Source organism: Shewanella sp. 0m-8 (genome assembly GCF_052977265.1).
Window position 1 is genome coordinate 20,951 of sequence record NZ_JBRIMB010000006.1, and the last position, 20,509, is coordinate 41,459.

18 protein-coding genes are annotated in these 20,509 nt (G+C 46.3%); 14 read left to right on the forward strand and 4 right to left on the reverse strand.

Annotated elements, in window-relative coordinates; all coding sequences use genetic code 11:
• Nucleotides 1-63: 63 nt before the first annotated feature.
• The 5 genes from ACVBIO_RS04280 to ACVBIO_RS04300 all read left to right on the forward strand — a co-directional run bounded on the left by ACVBIO_RS04280 (nt 64) and on the right by ACVBIO_RS04300 (nt 5,029).
• Nucleotides 64-591 (forward strand): FMN-binding protein, encoded by a 528-nt coding sequence (locus ACVBIO_RS04280; protein WP_447160955.1) that lies wholly within the window; start codon nt 64-66, stop codon nt 589-591.
• A 214-nt stretch (nt 592-805) separates the two neighbouring features.
• Entirely contained in the window at nt 806-1,558 is a 753-nt protein-coding gene (locus ACVBIO_RS04285) for a hypothetical protein (RefSeq protein ID WP_447160954.1), read from the forward strand.
• Nucleotides 1,559-1,939: 381 nt separating this feature from the next.
• Complete coding sequence (locus tag ACVBIO_RS04290) at nt 1,940-2,713, forward strand: PepSY-associated TM helix domain-containing protein (RefSeq protein WP_447172065.1); 774 nt, start codon at nt 1,940-1,942, stop codon at nt 2,711-2,713.
• Between the two features lie 285 nt (nt 2,714-2,998).
• Complete coding sequence (locus ACVBIO_RS04295; protein WP_447163160.1) at nt 2,999-3,433, forward strand: GNAT family N-acetyltransferase; 435 nt, start codon at nt 2,999-3,001, stop codon at nt 3,431-3,433.
• A 423-nt stretch (nt 3,434-3,856) separates the two neighbouring features.
• The gene (locus ACVBIO_RS04300; RefSeq protein WP_447160951.1) at nt 3,857-5,029 is read left to right on the forward strand and encodes a sugar transporter; all 1,173 of its coding nucleotides are present in this window, start codon (nt 3,857-3,859) and stop codon (nt 5,027-5,029) included.
• Between the two features lie 127 nt (nt 5,030-5,156).
• Here ACVBIO_RS04300 and mrcB read toward each other — a convergent pair whose 3' ends face one another.
• Both mrcB and hrpB read right to left on the reverse strand, forming a co-directional pair.
• On the reverse strand, nt 5,157-7,520 hold the full coding sequence (mrcB, locus tag ACVBIO_RS04305) for a penicillin-binding protein 1B (protein ID WP_447163159.1): 2,364 nt from the start codon (nt 7,518-7,520) through the stop codon (nt 5,157-5,159).
• 24 nt (nt 7,521-7,544) lie between these two features.
• Nucleotides 7,545-10,049 carry an ATP-dependent helicase HrpB gene (gene hrpB / locus ACVBIO_RS04310; protein WP_447172066.1) on the reverse strand — a complete coding sequence of 835 codons (2,505 nt, stop codon included), beginning with the start codon at nt 10,047-10,049 and terminating at the stop codon, nt 7,545-7,547.
• Between the two features lie 168 nt (nt 10,050-10,217).
• Here hrpB and thpR point away from each other — a divergent pair, with 168 nt between their 5' ends.
• Nucleotides 10,218-10,739: an RNA 2',3'-cyclic phosphodiesterase gene (gene thpR / locus ACVBIO_RS04315; protein WP_447160948.1), complete on the forward strand. Its 522-nt coding sequence runs from the start codon at nt 10,218-10,220 to the stop codon at nt 10,737-10,739.
• Between the two features lie 65 nt (nt 10,740-10,804).
• Entirely contained in the window at nt 10,805-11,116 is a 312-nt protein-coding gene (locus ACVBIO_RS04320; RefSeq protein ID WP_447160947.1) for a hypothetical protein, read from the forward strand.
• Between the two features lie 331 nt (nt 11,117-11,447).
• On the opposite strand, the gene ACVBIO_RS04325 is transcribed toward ACVBIO_RS04320, so the two are convergent.
• Nucleotides 11,448-12,515: a winged helix-turn-helix domain-containing protein gene (locus tag ACVBIO_RS04325; RefSeq protein ID WP_447172067.1), complete on the reverse strand. Its 1,068-nt coding sequence runs from the start codon at nt 12,513-12,515 to the stop codon at nt 11,448-11,450.
• 271 nt (nt 12,516-12,786) lie between these two features.
• The gene (gene pepB, locus ACVBIO_RS04330; protein WP_447172068.1) at nt 12,787-14,064 is read right to left on the reverse strand and encodes an aminopeptidase PepB; all 1,278 of its coding nucleotides are present in this window, start codon (nt 14,062-14,064) and stop codon (nt 12,787-12,789) included.
• A 302-nt stretch (nt 14,065-14,366) separates the two neighbouring features.
• On the opposite strand from pepB, the gene sfsA reads away from it, so the two are divergent.
• The 7 genes from sfsA to panC all read left to right on the forward strand — a co-directional run bounded on the left by sfsA (nt 14,367) and on the right by panC (nt 20,432).
• Nucleotides 14,367-15,071 (forward strand): DNA/RNA nuclease SfsA, encoded by a 705-nt coding sequence (gene sfsA, locus ACVBIO_RS04335; RefSeq protein WP_447160944.1) that lies wholly within the window; start codon nt 14,367-14,369, stop codon nt 15,069-15,071.
• A 159-nt stretch (nt 15,072-15,230) separates the two neighbouring features.
• Nucleotides 15,231-15,674 carry an RNA polymerase-binding protein DksA gene (gene dksA / locus ACVBIO_RS04340; RefSeq protein ID WP_248998233.1) on the forward strand — a complete coding sequence of 148 codons (444 nt, stop codon included), beginning with the start codon at nt 15,231-15,233 and terminating at the stop codon, nt 15,672-15,674.
• Between the two features lie 54 nt (nt 15,675-15,728).
• On the forward strand, nt 15,729-16,607 hold the full coding sequence (gene gluQRS / locus ACVBIO_RS04345; RefSeq protein WP_447160943.1) for a tRNA glutamyl-Q(34) synthetase GluQRS: 879 nt from the start codon (nt 15,729-15,731) through the stop codon (nt 16,605-16,607).
• A 180-nt stretch (nt 16,608-16,787) separates the two neighbouring features.
• Nucleotides 16,788-18,092, forward strand: coding sequence for a polynucleotide adenylyltransferase PcnB (gene pcnB / locus ACVBIO_RS04350; RefSeq protein WP_447163154.1), 1,305 nt, complete (start codon nt 16,788-16,790; stop codon nt 18,090-18,092).
• A complete protein-coding gene (folK, locus tag ACVBIO_RS04355; RefSeq protein ID WP_447160941.1) occupies nt 18,092-18,586 on the forward strand; it encodes a 2-amino-4-hydroxy-6-hydroxymethyldihydropteridine diphosphokinase in 495 nt (164 codons plus the stop codon). Before pcnB ends, folK begins: the two co-directional genes overlap by 1 nt.
• 135 nt (nt 18,587-18,721) lie before the next feature.
• Nucleotides 18,722-19,516 carry a 3-methyl-2-oxobutanoate hydroxymethyltransferase gene (gene panB / locus ACVBIO_RS04360; RefSeq protein ID WP_447160940.1) on the forward strand — a complete coding sequence of 265 codons (795 nt, stop codon included), beginning with the start codon at nt 18,722-18,724 and terminating at the stop codon, nt 19,514-19,516.
• Between the two features lie 64 nt (nt 19,517-19,580).
• Entirely contained in the window at nt 19,581-20,432 is an 852-nt protein-coding gene (panC, locus tag ACVBIO_RS04365; protein ID WP_447163153.1) for a pantoate--beta-alanine ligase, read from the forward strand.
• The last annotated feature ends 77 nt before the right edge of the window (nt 20,433-20,509 follow it).

Below are 20,509 nucleotides of genomic sequence, written 5' to 3' on the forward strand. Positions count from 1 at the left end.
GCGTCCAACTCGGGCGCTCTTTTAAAATCAATTCGAATAAGCTGTTAAAATAAGTTGTTATATATGAAGTTACCCTTAGTCATTTTTATCACTGCTATCAGCTTATCGCTGCTGACAAGTGTGGCGCACGCTCGCGGAACCTATCAAACTCCTGAAGACTTTATATCTCAAGCCTTTAATAGCACAGTTCCTAAAGCTAAAGTGCTATGGATTGATGACGAGACCAAAAGCGTAATTGAATCGATTCTCGCCCATAGTTTTAAAAAAATGCGTCTGCGTTATTGGCAACAAGGCGATGAAAGTGTGTGGGTGATGAATGAACTCGGTAAAGAAGCCCCTATCACCGTCGGCATTCATGTTAAAAACCATCAAATAGCCCAAACTAAAGTCTTGGTTTACCGAGAAAGCCGCGGTGATGAAGTCAGGCATGATTTTTTTACTGACCAATTCAAGTCAGCCAAGCTCACCCCAGCACTCAAGCTTGATACCCATATCGACGGCATTACCGGTGCAACATTATCAGTAAGAGCGCTGACCAAGTTATCACGTATCGCGCTTTACCTAGATGGGTATATCACCACCAAAAACTAAGTAATAACAACGACAAAGTGAACCAGAGTAACCTCGAGTAAAACCATACCAGTAACGGCGCAACATAACTGCAGTTCGCAGACATGATCTCTGTTGCACCGGCGCTAATACTCAGATGCGCTAATGGTACATCTGAGTAAATATCACTACTCTTGCCAATAAAAACAGTGCTAAATTATGCTTACCGTTTGCCTTATCAATGGCAGAGTAACTAATGAATTCTAAAGTCAAAATACTAGCGACAAGTTTGTTATGTCTGAATATCAGTGGCTGTGAATATATCGACAATATATTGCACCCAGATGATGGTAATGAAGTGATCGTCGATAACAACTTCAGAAATGATGCGCTGCAACTCGGTTTATCTGATGACACCATAACCCGTTTATGTACAGCGACAAATAAGGTTAGCGTTAAATGCATCACCCAATTTAATGTTGAAACAAGTCAACAAGAAGTCAGAGTTGAATACGCTTACAACGATGTGATTCAGAAAAATGATTACGCCAAAAGCACCGCTGTAAGCCGAGTTATTTTTCATCTGCCCGCAGACGGCGCCACTGCCAATATTGAATTTGAAAACAGCCGAGTTTACCAGTTCAATGATGGTTATCAGTACACTTGGCAAGAACCCACTGATTTTGCTACAGCTGATTTGGTAAATGATGCCAAAGAGTCAATTGCAACACTCGATAATTTATCTGTGACAATTCGTGTATCTGATTCTCAGCTATCAAATATTTCTGCAGTTTCAATAAGTAATGATGATTATTCATTAACTGAAGCGCAAGATCTGATTAATGCAGCCAACAGCCTGTTATTTCCAGAATTAATCGTCAATGTCACCAGTAGTGAAGTAACAGTGCCCACCGATGCATCATTTGCGATGTTTACTACGGGTCATCGCGCTATTTTAGCTGATTATTCTTCTGTTTATTCAACCGCGATTGAACAAAGTTGGTTCTAGCTTTAAGGCTTAGTGAATGACCGACTAAATAGCCTACTAAGTGATTGATTAAGTCAGTAAGTGAGTAACTTTAAGTTAGTCTTTCCTTGAGTAGGCCTGCTGTTAGGCTGGCCTATTCGCTTGAACGACATTCTTACTCAACGCCATCAACCGCATTGCTTTATTCTCTATTTTGAGAAGTAAAGCACGACGAAAAACTAAACAACCCATTAGCAACAACATTTAACGGTTCAGTAGTGGCAGCGGTTGCTGTAAAGTAAATGAGCAGCATTCGTATTTAACGTCTTAACTGAGTATGCCCTAAGCAACCAATTAAGCAATGCGCCTTAAGCAACACAATGACGACTCATTAAAACAACTAGAAGGTCAACAGGCCCTAAAATGACCCGAAAACACCCAAATTTTAGAGTTAGACTATTACGTCAACTTCGCCCCTGGCACCGCAGAATCGGTATTTTTTCTACCTTGTTGGTTATTTTTATCGCTATCACTGGCGTGTTAATCAATCACAGCAATCACCTATCTCTCGATACCGCACATGTTAAGCAGACATGGTTACTCGATTACTATGGGATAAAACCACCCACTGACGTTGCCATATACCAACTCAGCCCTTATCACCTCGCCAGCTCTGACAATGAGGTTTGGTTAAACGATAAGTTAATATTAGAAGCGGGCAGTGAGGTTTTGGCCGTCGCCGTCAACCAAGAGATGATTGTCGCCATCGATAGCCAACACCTGTATTTACTCTCCCCTCAAGGCGTATTACTTGAAACCCAAAGCTCAGCCACGGGGTTACCTGATCATATTCAGGCAATTGGATACAGCGAAGCGTGGTGGCTACAAACAACAAGTGGCCAGTATAAGGCCGATAACGATATTATCGAATGGACTGCGGAAGCGCCTTCGGCTGTTATTAATTGGGTTAGCCCTATAGATAACGCAGAAACAATCAAGGTTGCAGAGCAAATTAGAGCGAGTCGGTTAACGTGGGAGCGGGTATTACTCGATATGCACAGCGGTCGATTCTTCGGTTCTCTCGGCCCTTGGATAATGGATCTAGTGGCATTAAGTTTATTGATTATGGCGTTTACAGGATGCTATATCTGGTTACAGCAAAAACCGCCTAGAACAAGGAAAGGTCCTAGGTCCTAGGTCCTTCTTTGTAATGTAGGTCGGCATTTATGCCGTCAATCCAGGTATGTTTAACGGCAAGGCTGATGGGCTAAAGCCCAACCTACATCAGAAACACCATACACATCTTTGACTGTATAGCAGGACGAAGTCCGCTCTAGCCGCGAAGCGTTCTAGATTCTAGGTCTTAGAGAAAGCAGGTTATAGGAAGGGCTGAGACGGAATAGCACAAAGCTAAGATAGTTTAAGCTGAGACGGAAAACTAAAGTAATAACACTAAAATAGTAACGCAACTTGGAAGTTGAAATGAAAGTTAAAATAGATGTGATCCATGGCGAATCTCAGTCCGTATTTGATGCTTTGGTTGATGGCGTCAGGCAACACAACTTTGCCCATATGGGGCCTGAAACCTCCAAAGCTCTTTCGGTGGTTGCCCATGACTCTAGTGATAGTAGTGGCAGCGGCAAACTTATTGGTGGCGTTGCCGGACGTACTATTTACGACAACTTTCTAATTAACGTGGTGTGGGTAGATAAAGCAGCGCGAGGCACAGGACTTGGCCGCAAGCTTATGCTGCAAGCCGAGACTGAATCCAAAAAGCGCGGTTGCACTATGGCGCAACTCGATACCCTTTCTTTTCAGGCTCCGGTCTTTTATCAAAAACTCGGCTTTGAAATTATTGGCACTGTACCTAGCACCGCGAAAAGCCCCGAACGCTATTTTTTATTGAAGAGGTATTAAAATAAGGTTCTAGGAAAAGCAGGTTCTGGCTCCTAGAGCCTAGAGCCTTCTTTATAGTAGCTCGGCATTTATGCCGTCATTTCCCCTTTAGTTAATCCTCATCCGTGATGGGCTAAAGCCCAACCTACATTGAAAACACAATGCAGGCTCTTGCCAGTATAGCTGGACGCAGTCCGCTCTAACAGCAAAGCGTCCTCGCAGCGAGTTTACGAGTGCTCTAGGCTTTTAGCTTTTAGGACCTAGGTCTTAGGTCTTAGGTCTTAGGTCCTAGGTCCTAAATAATCAAAATAATATGCGTTAAGTCAAACTGTCTCACTGCTCACAAGTTAAACATTTTATATCTCACACCATCGCTAACCCTCTCGCCAAAAATCCGATTTGGGCGTAGACTTGCCGCCCTTTCAATTTTGGATCTTCAACCCGATGAAACAGCGCCTCCTCGCTTGGGCTCCAGTGTGGCTACTGGCACTAACTGCCTTCGTTTTTGTCTCTACTGAATTTGTTCCTGTAGGCCTATTATCAGCCCTTGGCCAAAGCTTTAATATGAGCGCGGTTGCTATCGGCCCGATGCTCACAGTGTATGCCGCCGTGGTTGCGCTGGCATCACTGCCTGCGGTGCTGCTGTTTGCACGCTTTGAGCGTAAAAAGCTGCTGCTTGGGTTAATGTCTATCTTTATCATTAGCCATGGGATCTGCGTCTGGGCGCCAAGCTACGACATCTTACTATCTGGCCGCATCGGCATCGCCTTAACTCACGCACTCTTCTGGGCTATCGCTCCGGCGCTAGTGGTACGTTTAGCCCCTGAAGGACAAGGCGCAAAAGCGTTAAGTATCTTCGCCACTGGCTGCGTATTGGCGCTAGTACTTGGTATTCCACTGGGACGAGTAATAGGCCAATTAATCGGTTGGCGTAGTATTTTCGCCTTAATTGGCTTACTCACTCTAGGCATGATGTTACTACTGTGGCGCGGTCTACCAAACTTACCCGCAACCCATGGCGGTAGCTGGAGAAGCCTACCAAGCTTGGCTCGTAATAAAGCGCTACTCTGGCTGTATCTGTTAACCATGACGCTCGTTACTGCACACTACAGCGTTTACACTTACCTAGAGCCTTTGTTGCAAGAGCACTTTGGCTACTCAGCCAATATCACCACTATGATTTTGTTGATATTCGGTGCGGCAGGATTAATTGGCAGTGCGCTTTTTAGTCGCTATCAAGCACGTCATGCTCAACAACTGCTTACCTTAGCGATAGTATCGCTCGGTACTTGCATGGCGATATTACCTTTCATTGCGAGTCAGATCTGGTTATTGCTGCCACTGTGTATTTTATGGGGTACGGGCATGATGTTGATGTGCCTATCTTTACAATCAAAGGCGCTCAAGCTCGCGCCAGATGCTACCGATGTGGCTATGGCTATCTATTCTGGTCTATTCAATGTTGGCATTGGTGGCGGCGCTTTGCTGGGCAGTATCGTTGCGGCAAAATATGGTGTCGTTCAAAATGGCAACTGGGCCGCTTTCCTGGTGGCTCTAGCCATTATTCCCTTGATTTATCTACTAAGGGCTCGTCGTGTGCAAACGCTAGCAGGCTAGTATTACTCGATTCTACAAACAAAGATGGCCAGAGATACAAAGCATCACTGGCCATCTTCACTTTATTAGCTAATACCTTAGCGCTTGACCTATTAGTCACCTACGTATTAGTTATTCATCTAATCCGTTATCCACCTATCAGTTTCTTCCACCAAGGCAGCGGTTCACCGCAATTGGCCGCAGGTTGATAGCTGTCTCTCAGTGCTGGCACCTTTACCACATTGGCGCATTGTGGCTCTTGCGCTTTACCTGTGTCACGCTCAAAGTAGCCCTGCACAACCCCATCAACTGGCGCCATACGTAAGCTTAATGGCGCACGATGATTAAGAAATGCCTGATAAACCGCCATAGCGCCGCTACTGCCATAGAGTCCGGTTTTGCCGTTATCATCTCGGCCAACCCAAATGGCGGCGACATTGCGCTCATCGAAGCCGGCAAACCAGGAATCGCGCGAGTCGTTACTGGTGCCAGTCTTACCCGCTAGCGTCACATAAGGGAATGCATTACCCAAACGTCTAGCCGTACCTGACTCAACCACTTGAGTCATGGCATATTTAACTAAGTAGTTACTGGCTGCAGGAATACTTTGCACCGCTTGCGGCCTAGAGGCTGCCAGCGGCTGGTTTTGGGCATTCAATACCGTAGTCACCGAATTTAAGTGGCGGTAACGACCATCATCGGCAATAGTTTGGAACACCTGCGCAACCATTAATGGTGAGCCATTGACTGCGCCAAGTAGCATAGAAGGATACTCAGGGATCGTATCTTTCCAGCCTGCTTTATCTAGCGTGGTTGCTACACTACTCACGCCTATCGCCATGCCAAGGTTAACCGTCGGCACGTTCATCGAGTTCTTAAATGCTGTCAGTAAAGGCACTTGATCTCGGAACTTTTTATCAACGTTTTGCGGCGACCAGGTCTTGCCTTGGCCATTTTTCAGCGTAATGGGCTGATCTTTTAAAGGCGTCATCAAGTTATATTGCTTACCATCATTCAACGCTGTGGCGTACACAAATGGCTTGATCAATGAACCTATAGGCCTGCGAATTTCTACCGCACGGTTAAAGCCTTTATAGCTTGGCACTTTATCGCCCACCATCGCAGCAATACCTGCCGAATACTTATCGGTCAGAACCATACCCACTTGCAGACTTTTATCATTTTTACCCAGCTGCTTTAAGGTGTGTTCGACCGCCTTTTCTGCCGCCTCTTGCGCCATTGGATCTAGCGTGGTGTAGACTTTTATCCCTGACTCTTGCAGTAAAGCGTCACCATAGCGGCTAGCAAGTTCATGCTTCACCACAGAAAAGAACGCAGGCAGTTTCTGGTGCACTGACTTGTTGGCTAATCGAAGCCCCAAAGGCGACTCTACCGCCGCTTGATACTGGCTCACATTCAAGTCACCAGCTTCCATTAGCAAACGCAATACTAAGTCACGTCGCTCCTGCGCACGCTCAGGGTAGCGCCACGGATTGTAATAAGATGGCCCTTTAATCACCGCCACCAAAAATGCCTGCTGCGGTACCGTCAATTCTGCAATTGGGCGACCAAAGTAAAACTGCGAAGCTAAGCCCATACCGTGCACGCCACGGGCTTTATCTTGGCCCATATACACTTCATTGAGGTAGGCTTCTAAAATCTCACCTTTTTCATAACGAAAATCGATAATGATCGCCATCAGCGCTTCGCGCAGCTTTCGACTCAGTGAGCGTTCACTCGATAGGAAGAAGTTCTTTGCCAGCTGCTGAGTCAAGGTAGAACCACCTTGTACTGTGCGCCCTGCGCTGATATTCACCATAGCAGCACGTAATATGGCGAACGGATTAACGCCGTGATGCTCATAGAAACTGCGGTCTTCAACTAAGATAAGTGCGTTAACAATAGGTTGAGGGATCTTATCGGTCGCCACAAACAGTCTATCTTCACCATCACCAGTGATAATTCTGTCGAGCAGCACAGGCTCTAGATGGAATACGGCCAATTGACGTTGATCGCTATTGCGCGCTACAGATCCCACACCATTACTGTCGAAGGTAATCATCACCCTCTGCTCAGCTTGCTCGCCTTGAGGATGCAAAAATGGTCGACGCCATAGATCGATTTTAGTCTTGGATGCTGAAAACTCGCCGACCTGACGCGGATTAGCCACCTTACGATAGCCAAGCAATTTAAGCTCTGACATCAATTGGTCATGGCTCACTGCAGCGCCAGGATACAGCGCCATCGAGCGACTAAAGACCTGGGCTGGCAGATGCCATTTTTGCCCTTCAAACTTACGGGCAATAATTTGGTCAAGATAGATAGCATAAGATGCGATGATCACGGCTAAGACAAGGCCCAGCTTCCAGCTGATGGACCAGATTTTTTGCCCCCAACCACGACTCGTTTTCTTTTGAGTGGGCTTTCTTGTTGCTCGCGGTTTTTTCGCGACGGTTTTCTTCTTCGCCGGCGCTCTTTTAGCGCCTGTTTTAGGTGTAGCTTTATCTGTCATTATCGGTCCGCGACGTGCTCAAGCTTATTGCGAGCTAAACGTCTTCTTTTTAGTAAATTTGGTCGGTTGGGTATTGGCGGGATCATCGGGCCATAAATGCTTCGGATACCTTCCCTTCATCTCTTTCTTAACATGCTCATAGGGCCCTTGCCAAAAACTCGCAAGGTCAGCGGTTAACGCTAACGGCCTATGTGCAGGGGACAACAACTCCATCGTCACAATGAGTTTGCCCTGTGCAAGTATTGGGCTTTGTGGCATACCCAATGCTTCTTGTAGCCTTACGCTCAACAATGCGCGGCCGTTAGCATCATAATCGATGCGAACTTGCGTCCCTGTCGCCATTGGCCAACTTCTTGGAAGTAACGCCTCAAGTTGCTGCTGCAACTCCCAAGGTAATAAATTAAGCAGCAGAGTATAACAATCTATTTGCTGTAATTGTGCCAAACTGCGCACGTCATCTAAGTAAGGGGCTAGCCAGTCATCAAGCTCATTTAGTAATGAGTCATTATCTAATGCTGGCCAAGCATGTTCTGGGCAGTACTGCGTCGCTAAGGCGACACGATTTTGCAATTGCTGACATTTGCTGTTGAAATTAACTAATGCCAAGCCCTTTAATCTTATCTGCTCTAAAAGGGCGCCCTTTATTAACCGCTTATCGACGACTTTAATCGCCTCTTTGGTTAATAATATTTGGCCAACTTTACGCTGTTTTTCAGCATAGAAACGCCCTTTTACCTCATCCCAGCCGCAATACTCTACGCTTTCAACCAAGCTGGCTAACTGGGTATCAAACAATTGCTCATTGAGCGATGCCGCTAAATATACCTTACCTTGGCTGCGACCTTCAGTTTCTTGCAGATCTGCAACCACTAACCAACTTGCCCCTGCTAGCGCATCTTCACTCGCCAGTTCAACACCACTACCGTTCGCCAATTGATATCCACTGACCCCACGGGCCTTGGCAATTCTGTCTGGAAAGGCAAAAGCCAGCAGCATGGCGATATCATCATTGCTGGCATGGCGCACCGCCTCGTTCAGATCAATGTTGCCTAATGCGGTGAGGTTTAATGTGCTGACCCAGTTACGGATCTGCTGGCGTGTCTCACCCTGAATCGCTTCATTAAGATAACGGCTAATATCTGCACCTTGCCTACTACGACTACGTGACTCTAACGTTGCCGCCAAAATGCAGGCGAGTACCGCGAGATTAATATCTTGCTGTTGCCCAGCTTGCTGCTTGGCAAGCAATAACATGTGCGCCAATCTTGGATTACAACCAAGTTGGTGCGCGGCGCGGCCGTGGCAGGTAATTGAGTGTGAGTCATTCACCATGCCCATAATTTGAAGTAAGTGCCAACTTACATTTTCATTTACCACCGATGGTGGGGTGAGCATTGGCAGCTCACCTAAGGATTTAACGCCCCAATAGGCACCGTCGAGTACCATTGACAGCAGATCGCTATGAACAATCTCTGGCTCATCGGCTTTTAATAACCGCCCATGCTCCTCTTGGCTCCATAATCGAGTACAAAAGCCTGCCATAAGACGCCCAGCTCGGCCCGCACGCTGTGCTGCCGAGGCCTGACTGATGCGCTTTAGTGATAACCGAGTGACACCGGTTTTGGGGTTAAAACGCGCCTGGCGTTTATAACCGGAATCGATGACCTGAGTGATCCCCTCAATAGTCAGACTCGACTCTGCCACGTTAGTGGCAAGTACCACTTTTCGCATCCCGCTTGGCGCTGGGGCAATCGCCAGATCTTGCGCCTTAGCACTAAGGCTGCCATATAGCGGACAGATAATGATCGTTTTAGGGTCTAAACGTGCGCTCAGCATGGTGTGTAAGCGATTAATCTCACCCTGACCAGGTAAAAATGCCAACAACGATCCTTGTGAATGCTCATTAAGGCTATTGATGATCACCTTCGCCATATGGTCCAGCCAGTGACCCTGACTCGGAACACTGCTATAACTATGCTCAACAGGAAAGCTGCGTCCTTCACTGTTAAGCATTATGGCCTCAGGCATCAGCTTGGCAAGCGGCAAGCCAGACAGCGTCGCTGACATGGCGAGGATTTTTAAGTCCTCTCTAAAGCTCGCTTGGATCTCTAGCGCCAGCGCCAAGCCAAGATCTGTGGTGAGATGCCTTTCGTGGATCTCATCAAAAATCACCATATCAATACCCGTTAACTCGGGATCTTGCTGGATCATACGAGTAAGAATACCTTCGGTAACGATTTCTAAACGGGTATTAGCACTGACCCGCGAGTCACCTTTGACTCGGTAGCCCACCTCTTTGCCTAATTCACCTCCCCGCTGCTTGGCAATAAACTGCGCAACATTACGTGCAGCTACCCGCCGAGGCTCTAGCATTAAAATTTTACCGCTTATTTCTGGCCAATCGAGCATATCAAGTGGCAGAGCTGTTGACTTACCAGCGCCAGTAGGAGCTTCGAGGATCACCTGCTGCTGACACTTAAAAGCGTCACGCAATGGTTGTAGCAGTGCATGTATTGGTAATGAGGTCACGAGAAGGTCTTTTATACCGTTATAATAAGTTCATGCCATGAGTGATTCGGGAAAAATGCCCGTTAATCTGCATGAATGAAATGAAACCCATGCTCGCTAGTGTACTCTAAAAGCCACCTAAGGCTAAACGTATCATCGGCTTTAATACCTAAACTTTGAGAACCTTAAATGCCAGCGACAACTAAACGTGTATTCTTAGGCTTTAGCCTCAATGCCGCGCAAACTGAGCAGATAACGGCGGTCCAAGCTCAACTTGTCGATACGGTGAGATTAGTTCCGAGTGCTAACCTGCATATGACGCTCGCCTTTTTAGGCGCTGCCACCCCAAGTCAACTGCAAGCACTTATCGATAGTGTCGATAAAATGAGTAAACCTACGTTTAGCGTCACGCTCGATACCCTGAGCCATTGGAGTAAGCCCAAAATTATCTGCCTCAAAGGGGATGCGAGCGACAACGGCTTGCGCCAATTCGCCCAAGATGCGCAGCTCATTGCCGCAAAGCTTGGCTTACATTGTAGTGAGCACAGTTATAACCCCCACATTACTCTTGCGCGCAAGGCTAAAGGTGAAGCAAGAACAGTCGTTTATCACCCCATCTGCTTACAACCGTTACAATTGCATTTGTTTGAATCCTACCCCGGCACCAATGGGGTCGAATATCCAACACTCCAGCACTGGGATTTAGCTTAAGCCTTTGTCATCGATTCAATCTGAGCTACCCTATGCAGTATTAAGTTCTTGCTAATGAGATAACGATGGAAAACACCGAAATAACCAAAGCGCAACTGCTTGCTCTACTCACTTCTTGGAAGCTAGGTGAGATCGATGCCGAAGCACTACAAAACTGGATGGTAACTCACTACGATCCACCAGAAGTGAAAATTGGTACAGGTGAAGCCGAGTGGACTCAAGAAGCGATGAATATCGTGATGAATGAGTATGAAATTGCCAAAATCGCCAAGTTTAGATTAGACAATGCTCAATACGCTATCGACTTTGTTAATTGCAGTGAGAGCAACTTTAATCAAACTAAGCATCTATTTATTCATGATGGATTTATCGATTAAGCGTCTTAGCCAGATTAACAAATCTGACAAAAAGCAGACAAAAAAATGCCACCTGGTTTAGGTGGCTAATCGAAGAAGCTTTAGTGTCTAACCATTGATAACCATCAAATGAAGCTAAACAAGCTAAGATAAATAGTGAGCAGTTAGAGCCCTAAAATTCGTTACCAACTCAATTCATTCATAAAAAATTGTGGGCCACTCTGCCTGCAGACAAACGATAACTTGTCGTCGCTTGCTGATTGTTTGCTGTCTCTATTGGTACCATAGACTCCCTTAATGACCCACTTACAAACTTTGAAATAATCTGAAAAGTGTTGAATTCATTCCAACCCTATCGCTTTTCAGGCTCAAAATGAGCAAGCACCAAGTTATATAACGATTCAGAGTCGAGCACGACGGCCTGCCCGCCGCTTTTATAAATCGCATCCACAACCCCCGCCGACTCGACATAGGTGTATAGATAAAATGGAGTCTTATTACCACTCGCCCTAATCGATTGTAATAACTTGAGCCCAGCTAATGAGTCTCCGTGGCGGCCCATGTCAGAGATCACCGCTTGATAGCTATACATAGATAACAGCATTAAGGCTTCTTCCGAAGTCACAGTGTTATAAACACCGATCCCCTTTTGCTCAAAAAAAGCTTTTTCTAGCAAATTATTTTCGGGATGGTCATCAACCCACAGCACTCGCCCTATCGAACCATTTTGTTCACTGTAAACCAGTTGCTTTACGGGTTCATTATGCTCAAGGGTTACACTGTTACCATGCTCGTGACTTGGACGACTAACATGCCAAAACTGCAATATCAGACCGAGTAGCAACAAAAATGCAATGACAAGCTTAGCAACGTTCTCCCACCAAACTGGCAGCCAGTTCAAACCGGCCTTACGCTGCGGATGTGAAGCTGCAGGCTGCGGCTTATCTTCTGCACGTTCAACCGTTCCCTTTTGCTCTGCTTTATTAGCGCGCTGCTTGTGCAACAATGCTTGTTGCTGGCTTTGCTGTGCTAACTCTGCCTGCTTTAACTCAACCTGTTCTAGCTCAGCCTGTTCTAACTCAGCCTTCTTTAGCTCAGCCTGAGCCATGAGCTGCTTGCCCAGCACCTGCTCTAAGCGATAACCGCGACCATGAACCGTATGAATGAGTGGGCCTTGGTAGCCAGCTTGGCTAAAGAGTTTTCGAGTATCGGACACAAGCTTAGATAAAGACATATCTGAGACGACCGTGTCTGGCCAGATCAGGCTTAAACAGTCTTGTTTACTGCAGTGTTCAGGGTAGGCCTGCGCCAAGGTAAGCAACAGAGTGATATTTCGTTCATCGATAGCCACACCATTGCCATCGATATACAGTTCTAATGCTTCACTGTCTATGGAGAACTCACTAAAACTCAGCATCATTGGGAGAAGAGCCTATGTTTTGTTGCAATGGTAGTTAAGCAACAATACTGCAACATAACACAAGATTTGGCAAAGACTGATTGCTAGGCCTTTGGTATTAGTGGTTGATTATTAACCGCCAACCACCAACTGCCACCACAAAAAGAAAGCCCCGCTATTGCGAGGCCTTGAATGGTAAGTCGTTGTAGTCTTAAAAATCGTTAAATCTTAATCAATCATCTTAATGGCACATTTAAACGACTCATTTTAGCAATGATCACAGCCTTACAAATTAGTCTTCAAGTAAACCCGCGATAGTCAACACCCCATGGGTCGTCGCGCCCGGAGACCAAAGGTGATCACCCGCATCAGAAAACGCCGAGGCTAAATCAATGTGCAACCAATTAGCTTGTGGCGAAACAAAGCGCCATAGGAACCCCGCTGCATTTGATGCACCGCCTGCTCCGCCGCCTTTCATTGGGCGACTGTTTGCCGTGTCTGCGTATGGGCTAGGGCAATTGTCTTTATGCCAAGGATCCAGTGGCAATGGCCAAACACGCTCACCCACAGCCAGTGCCTTTTGCTGTGCAAGCGCCAGCACTTCAGCCTTTGGCGAGAAAATCGCATTATAGTTAGTGCCAACCGCCATCACAGCAGCGCCTGTCAGTGTCGCAGCATCAATAATCAGTGGCGCACCGGTTTCTGATGCAGCTTGTAAACCATCAGCTAACACTAGACGACCTTCAGCATCGGTATTCACCACTTCAACTGTTACGCCATTTTTGTATTTTAAAATGTCACCTAGCTTATAAGCATGGCCACTAATCAAGTTTTCCGCGCAGCATAAAAACAGCTTAACGCGCTTATTAAGGCCAGATTTCATCGCAAGACCTAAGGCTGCGGTCACCGTTGCCGCGCCGCCCATGTCACATTTCATACCCAGCATGCCTTCTGAGCCTTTAATGCTATAACCGCCTGAGTCAAAGGTGATGCCTTTACCCACTAGTGCAACAGAGACTGGCGCGTCATCAGTTAATGGGTTGAAGTCTAACTCTAGTAATGCTGGGGGGCGATCACTGCCGCGACCTACAGCATGAATACCAATCCACTTTTTCTCTAATAGCTCTTCGCCTTCAATAATGCGATAGCTCACCTTGTCGCCACCGATAGTACTGAGCCACTTTGCCGCCTGCGTTGCCAGAACAACGGGAGAGAGATTTTCAGGTGTTTCGTTGATCAACTGACGCGCAAAAGTGGCGCTTTCTAGGCGACTAGTCAGCAATGCCTGAGTGGCATCATCGCCAGTCCAGTGAATAACAGGTGTTGTCATTGCGGTAGCAAAGCCTTGGGCAAATGCCCACTGCAGATCTAACGTCCATAGAGCGCCTGTCAGTGCCACTTGAGTGACCCCTTGCAGTTCGAGTTTGCGTGCGGCTTGCTGAACATGAAGCAGGGCGTCGCCCTCAATCAAATGAATACAGGCAACGTCGCCTTGAAAGGTAACATCTGCTCTGCCCCAATGGGCTGCAGCAGCTTCGTGAGTTAGGGTGACTTTCATTAAATCTATCATTCTAGGTCCTTTATATGAATCTATGTTGCCAAGACTGTAGCTATGTAGCCTGAGTTTTCGACAACCAGCCTATTTTTAGTGCAAGCAGTCTACTGGATCCTTATCTATTTCTAAAGGCAGCGCTTCAAACTGCGCAGCTATAGTAGTGGAACTATTTAAAGACAGGTTAAAGCCCTTAATACAAAATGACTGCTGTAGAACCACAGCTACAAAACCACTGATACAAAGCCTTCGCCATCCACCGCCAACTTTAACCAAAACTCTGTTAACCTATCGCAAAATCATTCATATAAAGAAGCCTTATGCAATTTATCCCTAGCTTCGAAAGTGGCGTACTCATCCAACGTTACAAACGCTTTCTAACCGACATTACCCTTGATAACGGTGAAGAGGTGACAATTCACTGCCCCAACACTGGCTCGATGAGAAACTGTTTATTTGTAGGTGAAAAGGTGTGGTTCTCCGTGTCTGACAATCCTAAGCGAAAATATAGCCGTACTTGGGAGCTAGCCGAAACACCTGAAGGCCATATGATTGGCATTAACACTGGCCGCGCTAATGCTCTCGCAGAAGAAGCGATTAACAACGGTGTTATCAGCGAACTGCAAGGTTATGGCTCACTACGCCGAGAAGTAAAATATGGTAGCGAAAATAGTCGTATCGATATTCTGCTCGAAGATGCTGATAAAGCTAACTGCTATATAGAAGTCAAAAGTTGTACTTTATTAGAAGAGGGGCAAGGTTACTTTCCAGATGCTGTCACTACACGTGGGCAAAAACACTTGCGAGAACTGATGGAAATGGTCCAGCAAGGTCAACGAGCCGTATTACTATTTGTTGTTCAGCATTCGGGTATAAATAGTGTGCAAGCTGCGGCGCATATTGACCCAGATTATGCCGCACTACTTAGCGAGGCTCATTTAAAAGGTGTAGAGATAATCGCCTATAAAGCCGACTCATCGCCTATAGAGACACGTTTGGTTAAATCCTGTCCAGTTAGGCTTTAATTCAAAATATAGGGTTGAAATTGTCCGTAATAGCGGACATAGTCAAAGAATAGACCCCGATTAACACAAATTATTTGCCTAGTATAAAGCTTTCTGGTATAGATAGCGGCCGTTATTAAATGACGCCCTACAACGCAAATGATTAACAGGAGATGCGTTATGCCTCAAGGCACTAGAAAACTTGGCGTGCTCGCTATCGCAGGTGTAGATCCTTACCAGGAAAAACCAGGTGAGGAGTACATGAACGAGGCTCAATTGGGTCACTTTAAGAAGATTCTTGAAGCATGGCGTAACCAATTGCGTGAAGAAGTCGATCGCACTCTTAATCACATGCAAGACGAAGCTGCGAATTTCCCAGACCCTGTCGACCGTGCAGCTCAGGAAGAAGAGTTCAGCTTAGAATTACGTGCTCGAGATAGAGAGCGTAAGCTTATTAAGAAGATCGAAAAGACAATGCAAAAGATTGAAGAAGATGATTTTGGCTTCTGTGAATCTTGCGGTATCGAAATCGGTATTCGTCGATTAGAAGCTCGTCCAACAGCCGATCAGTGTATCGACTGTAAAACGCTTGCTGAAATCAAAGAAAAGCAAATGGCAGGTTAATTTCTGTCTGAAGTGCGGAGCTTAGGCTCCGCTCTTTCGTTTTATTATCAGCACATGATTAATACGACTCCCTATATAGGCCGTTTTGCGCCGTCCCCATCTGGTCCTCTTCATTTTGGTTCATTAATCGCTGCCCTCGGCAGTTTTTTGCGTGCCCGCTCGCAAGGCGGAAAATGGCTGGTTCGTATCGAAGATATCGACCCACCACGTGAAATCTTAGGCGCAAGCAGTGCTATTTTGAAAACCCTTGAAGCCTATGGCTTAGAGTGGGATGACAGCGTGCTCTATCAGAGTCAACGCCTTGATGCATACCAAGCTAAAATTGAGCAGTTACTTGCTGATAATCAAGCTTATTATTGTCAATGCACACGCAAACAGATCCAAAGCATGGGCGGTAGTTACGACAGCCGATGTGGCACGTTATTACAGCCTCTGACACAAGGCGCGATTCGAGTACGTAATCCGTACGCAATCGAGCATTTTGTCGACCAGCATATGGGGCGAGTGTCAGTTGATAAAGGCTTTGCTAGTGAAGACTTTATTATCAAGCGTAGCGATGGATTATATGCTTATCAGCTCGCAGTCGTGCTCGATGATATTCATCAGCAAATTACTGAGGTGGTAAGAGGATGTGATCTGCTGGAGCCGACTTGTCGTCAAGAAAGCTTATATCAGATCCTAAAAGCACCGGTGCCCAAATGGCTACACTTGCCGTTAGCCTGTGCAGAAAAAGGCAGAAAACTGTCTAAGCAAAATCATGCTGCTGCGATCGATAATTTACACCCGCAAGCCAGTATTAACGCGGCCTTAGCTTTTCTAGGCCAACGTCCGGTGACTATGGAGTCTCACGTAAGTAAGATGATTGAACAGGCCGTGAGTCAGTTTGATTTGGCCAAGGTGCCAAAACAATCGGAAATACTGCTTGATACGTGAGATCAATCGTATACTCATTAAGCTTTAATTGAGTTATCATAGCGCACTTGTTTTTACCCAAATTAAGATCCAAATCAGAGGTGTCCCATTTTTCGCCGTATTAGCCAATTCTGTAAACAGCTATTTGAAGATAGTCCAAAAGCTGAAGAACACACACAGACAGGTCTTAGTTTAGAGGTCGTGTCTAGAAATGCGCACGCTATTTCTCGCAAACAGATCAGTGACAATGCGATCAAAGTACTCTATAGACTGCACAAGTCAGGCTTTAAAGCTTACTTGGTAGGCGGTGGTGTACGCGATATTTTATTGGGCTTGCAACCAAAAGACTTCGACGTTGTTACCAATGCCACCCCTGAAGAAATTAAACGCTTATTCCGTAACTGCCGACTAGTTGGCCGTCGCTTCCGTCTCGCGCATATCGTTTTTGGACGCGATGTCATTGAAGTTGCGACCTTACGTGGCCATCACGTTGATAGCGGTGAAAAAATCTCAAAGACTAATGAGTCGGGTCGTCTATTACGCGACAATGTCTATGGCAGTATTGATGAAGATGCCGAGCGTCGTGATTTTACCGTCAACGCCCTGTATTACGATATCAGCGATTTCTCTATTCACAGCTACGGCGGTGGATTACAAGATTTAGAGTCTCGTACTATTCGCTTAATTGGCGATCCTGAGACGCGCTATCGTGAAGACCCTGTGCGTATGCTACGTGCAGTGCGTTTCGCCACTAAACTGGATATGACTATTGAAGCGAAAGCCGCAGAACCGATTAAAGGTTTAGCGGGTTTGCTTAAAGATATTCCAGCTGCCCGCATGTATGAAGAAGTACTGAAGATGTTTTTCGCCGGAAAAGCGCTGCAAAACTTTAATATGATGCGTGAATTTGGCCTTTTCGAACCGTTATTCCCATTAGTAGAAACACTGCTAAAAGAATATCCAAACGGTGAAACCGCTAAGTTAATGCAAGAGATGATGCAAAGTACTGATGAGCGGGTCGCCCAGGATAAACCGGTTACCCCAGCATTTTTCTATGCAGCACTGCTTTGGTATCCATTGAGCCAGCGTGCCGATGATATTGCAGTAGAAAGTGGCCTATCAACCTATGATGCATACACTGCAGCTATGGGTGATATTATGGAGCAGCAATGCCGCTCGATTAGTATTCCGCGCCGCTTTAGCACTGTAGCCAAAGACATTTGGCAGTTACAACTTAGATTCGAGCGTAACAAGGGCACCAAAGCTTATCGATTTATGGAGCACCCTAAGTTTAGGGCCGCTTACGATCTACTCTTGCTACGTGGCAATGCTGAAGGCGGCCTTACCGCTAAAAATGCTGCTTGGTGGAAGAGCTTTGTCGAAGGCAATGAAGATCAGCGCAATGTGATTGCTCGCTCAGCCAATAAAGGCGGCCGTAACCGTAATTCTAATCAACGCCGACGCCGCAAGCCTGGTACAAAACCGGCGCCAAATTCTGCAGAATAATGGCTCAAGTATATATTGCATTAGGCGCAAACTTAGCCGATCCGATTAGCCAGCTCAATAGTGCTTGTGAAGCATTATTGAGTTTGGCAAGTCCGGGCTCTCTTGTCATTTCTCCCTACTATCGCTCAGCCCCTATGGGAGATGTCGAGCAGCCTGATTACGTTAATGCTGTTGCTGGATTTCACACCCGCTTGCCTCCTATTGAACTCCTCGATGCATTGCAACATATTGAAAACCAGCAAGGCCGTTTACGCGCACTTCGCTGGGGACCAAGAACACTCGACCTCGACTTGTTACTCTATGACGATCAACACATCGATATTCCTCGCCTAGTGGTGCCCCACTATGGCATGCGTGAACGCAGCTTTGTACTGGTACCTCTGAGCGATATCGCCCCAGAGCTCATCTTGCCAGATAATACGCCGCTATCGAGTCTTATCAATAAGTCATTAAAAGCAGAGTTAGTATTGGCACAAGCGTCAACTGTGAAATAACAGACATTCAGTCAATGTTGATTTCTGCTAGTATGGCGAGCATCTGTTTAAATAAATATTCGACACCGAGATCATTGAAGTTGAGCCTTTATTGGCATATAACAACCTCACAAATTGGGTTTTAAAATTACCATTATGTCCAAAATTACAAGTTCTACACTGCGTACCTTTAAGCAAGAAGGTAAGAAATTCACTGCATTAACGGCCTATGATGCCAGCTTTGCTAGCGCGTTCGATAGTGAAGGTATTGACGTGTTATTAGTCGGTGATTCAATGGGAATGGTACTACAAGGACATAGCGACACCCTGCCAGTAACGGTTGACGATATTGCCTACCATACTCGTTGTGTACGTCGTGGTATTGAGCGTTCACTGCTGATCGCTGATATGCCATTTATGAGCTATGCCACGCCTGAACAAACCATGATTAATGCCACAACGCTGATGCAAGCTGGCGCTAGCATGGTTAAGGTTGAGGGCGGTAAGTGGCTGCTAGAAAGTGTCGCGATGCTGACTGAGCGCGGCATTCCAGTCTGTGCTCATTTAGGACTAACGCCGCAATCAGTTCATGTTTTTGGTGGCTTCAAAGTACAGGGTCGTGACGCCGATAATGCCCAGCGCATTCTTGATGAGGCTAAAGCCTTAGAATCCGCAGGCGCACAGTTGTTGGTCGTAGAATGTATTCCAGCACCGTTAGCAAAAGCGATTACTCAAGCACTTACTATTCCGGTGATTGGTATTGGTGCAGGTAAAGACACCGATGGCCAGATCTTAGTTATGCACGATGTACTTGGGATCTCTAGCGGCTATATTCCCCGTTTTTCTAAAAACTACCTCAAGCAGACCGGTGAGATCCGCGCAGCTGTTCGTGCTTATATTGACGAAGTGGCTCAAGGCGCTTTTCCTGGCGAAGAGCATACCTTTAACTAATTATCTGCTCCTGGTCCATCCACTGGGAGCGCATTTTCAAATTGAGTGTTAGAGCAGTAAAACCATGATCACGACTCAATCTATTTCAGATATCCGTGCGCAAATCAAAGCATGGCGTCAAAAAGGTGAAACCGTTGCATTTGTCCCCACTATGGGTAACTTGCACTTAGGCCATATAACCTTAGTCAAAGAAGCTAAAACCCGTGCCGACCATGTCGTTGCCTCTATCTTTGTCAATCCGATGCAATTTGGTCAAAACGAAGATTTAGATGCCTACCCAAGAACCTTGGCCAACGACCAAGCCGCATTGACGGCAGCGGGAGCCGAACTGCTGTTCACCCCAACGCCAGCCATCATCTATCCAAAAGGAATGGATGCACAAACCTATGTTGAAGTACCGAGTATTTCAGAGCAGCTTTGTGGCGCTAGCCGCCCTGGTCACTTTAGAGGTGTGGCAACTATCGTCTGCAAGCTATTTAACATAGTACAGCCCGATATTGCGGTATTCGGACAAAAAGACTTTCAGCAGTTATTAGTGATCCGCACTATGGTTGAAGACCTCTCTATGCCGATTGAGGTTGTCGGCGTTGATACCATACGTGAAGCTTCTGGCCTTGCCATGAGCTCGCGCAACGGTTACCTAAGCGAGGAGCAAAAAGCTCAGGCATCACAGATTAAGCGCAGCTTAGACAAGATGGCCACGGCGCTCACTGCTGGCTTAGCAATTAAAGATGTTATAGCACAGGCGCAAGCCGAGTTAACCGAGGTAGGCTTTAAAAACGATTACCTTGATGTACGAAATGCCAATACTTTTGCTAGCGCGACTGCGGATGATAGCGAATTGGTCATTCTGGTTGCTGCCTATATGGGCTCGACACGATTGATTGACAATCTCGTCGTCAATTTGGCGAACTAACATTTATCTATCTGTGCTTGCAGTACTTGCGTTCAGTGCTTAAGTTCCAGTACTTGCGTTTAAGTGCTAGATTTAAG

Bases quoted from the DNA above. Each gene is read 5' to 3' on its own strand.
- ACVBIO_RS04280 (WP_447160955.1), top strand. From the start codon at position 64: ATGAAGTTACCCTTAGTCATTTTTATCACTGCTATCAGCTTATCGCTG.
- ACVBIO_RS04285 (WP_447160954.1), top strand. From the start codon at position 806: ATGAATTCTAAAGTCAAAATACTAGCGACAAGTTTGTTATGTCTGAAT.
- ACVBIO_RS04290 (WP_447172065.1), top strand. From the start codon at position 1,940: ATGACCCGAAAACACCCAAATTTTAGAGTTAGACTATTACGTCAACTT.
- ACVBIO_RS04295 (WP_447163160.1), top strand. From the start codon at position 2,999: ATGAAAGTTAAAATAGATGTGATCCATGGCGAATCTCAGTCCGTATTT.
- ACVBIO_RS04300 (WP_447160951.1), top strand. From the start codon at position 3,857: ATGAAACAGCGCCTCCTCGCTTGGGCTCCAGTGTGGCTACTGGCACTA.
- mrcB (WP_447163159.1), bottom strand. From the start codon at position 7,520: ATGACAGATAAAGCTACACCTAAAACAGGCGCTAAAAGAGCGCCGGCG.
- thpR (WP_447160948.1), top strand. From the start codon at position 10,218: ATGCCAGCGACAACTAAACGTGTATTCTTAGGCTTTAGCCTCAATGCC.
- ACVBIO_RS04320 (WP_447160947.1), top strand. From the start codon at position 10,805: ATGGAAAACACCGAAATAACCAAAGCGCAACTGCTTGCTCTACTCACT.
- ACVBIO_RS04325 (WP_447172067.1), bottom strand. From the start codon at position 12,515: ATGATGCTGAGTTTTAGTGAGTTCTCCATAGACAGTGAAGCATTAGAA.
- pepB (WP_447172068.1), bottom strand. From the start codon at position 14,064: ATGATAGATTTAATGAAAGTCACCCTAACTCACGAAGCTGCTGCAGCC.
- sfsA (WP_447160944.1), top strand. From the start codon at position 14,367: ATGCAATTTATCCCTAGCTTCGAAAGTGGCGTACTCATCCAACGTTAC.
- dksA (WP_248998233.1), top strand. From the start codon at position 15,231: ATGCCTCAAGGCACTAGAAAACTTGGCGTGCTCGCTATCGCAGGTGTA.
- gluQRS (WP_447160943.1), top strand. From the start codon at position 15,729: ATGATTAATACGACTCCCTATATAGGCCGTTTTGCGCCGTCCCCATCT.
- folK (WP_447160941.1), top strand. From the start codon at position 18,092: ATGGCTCAAGTATATATTGCATTAGGCGCAAACTTAGCCGATCCGATT.
- panB (WP_447160940.1), top strand. From the start codon at position 18,722: ATGTCCAAAATTACAAGTTCTACACTGCGTACCTTTAAGCAAGAAGGT.
- panC (WP_447163153.1), top strand. From the start codon at position 19,581: ATGATCACGACTCAATCTATTTCAGATATCCGTGCGCAAATCAAAGCA.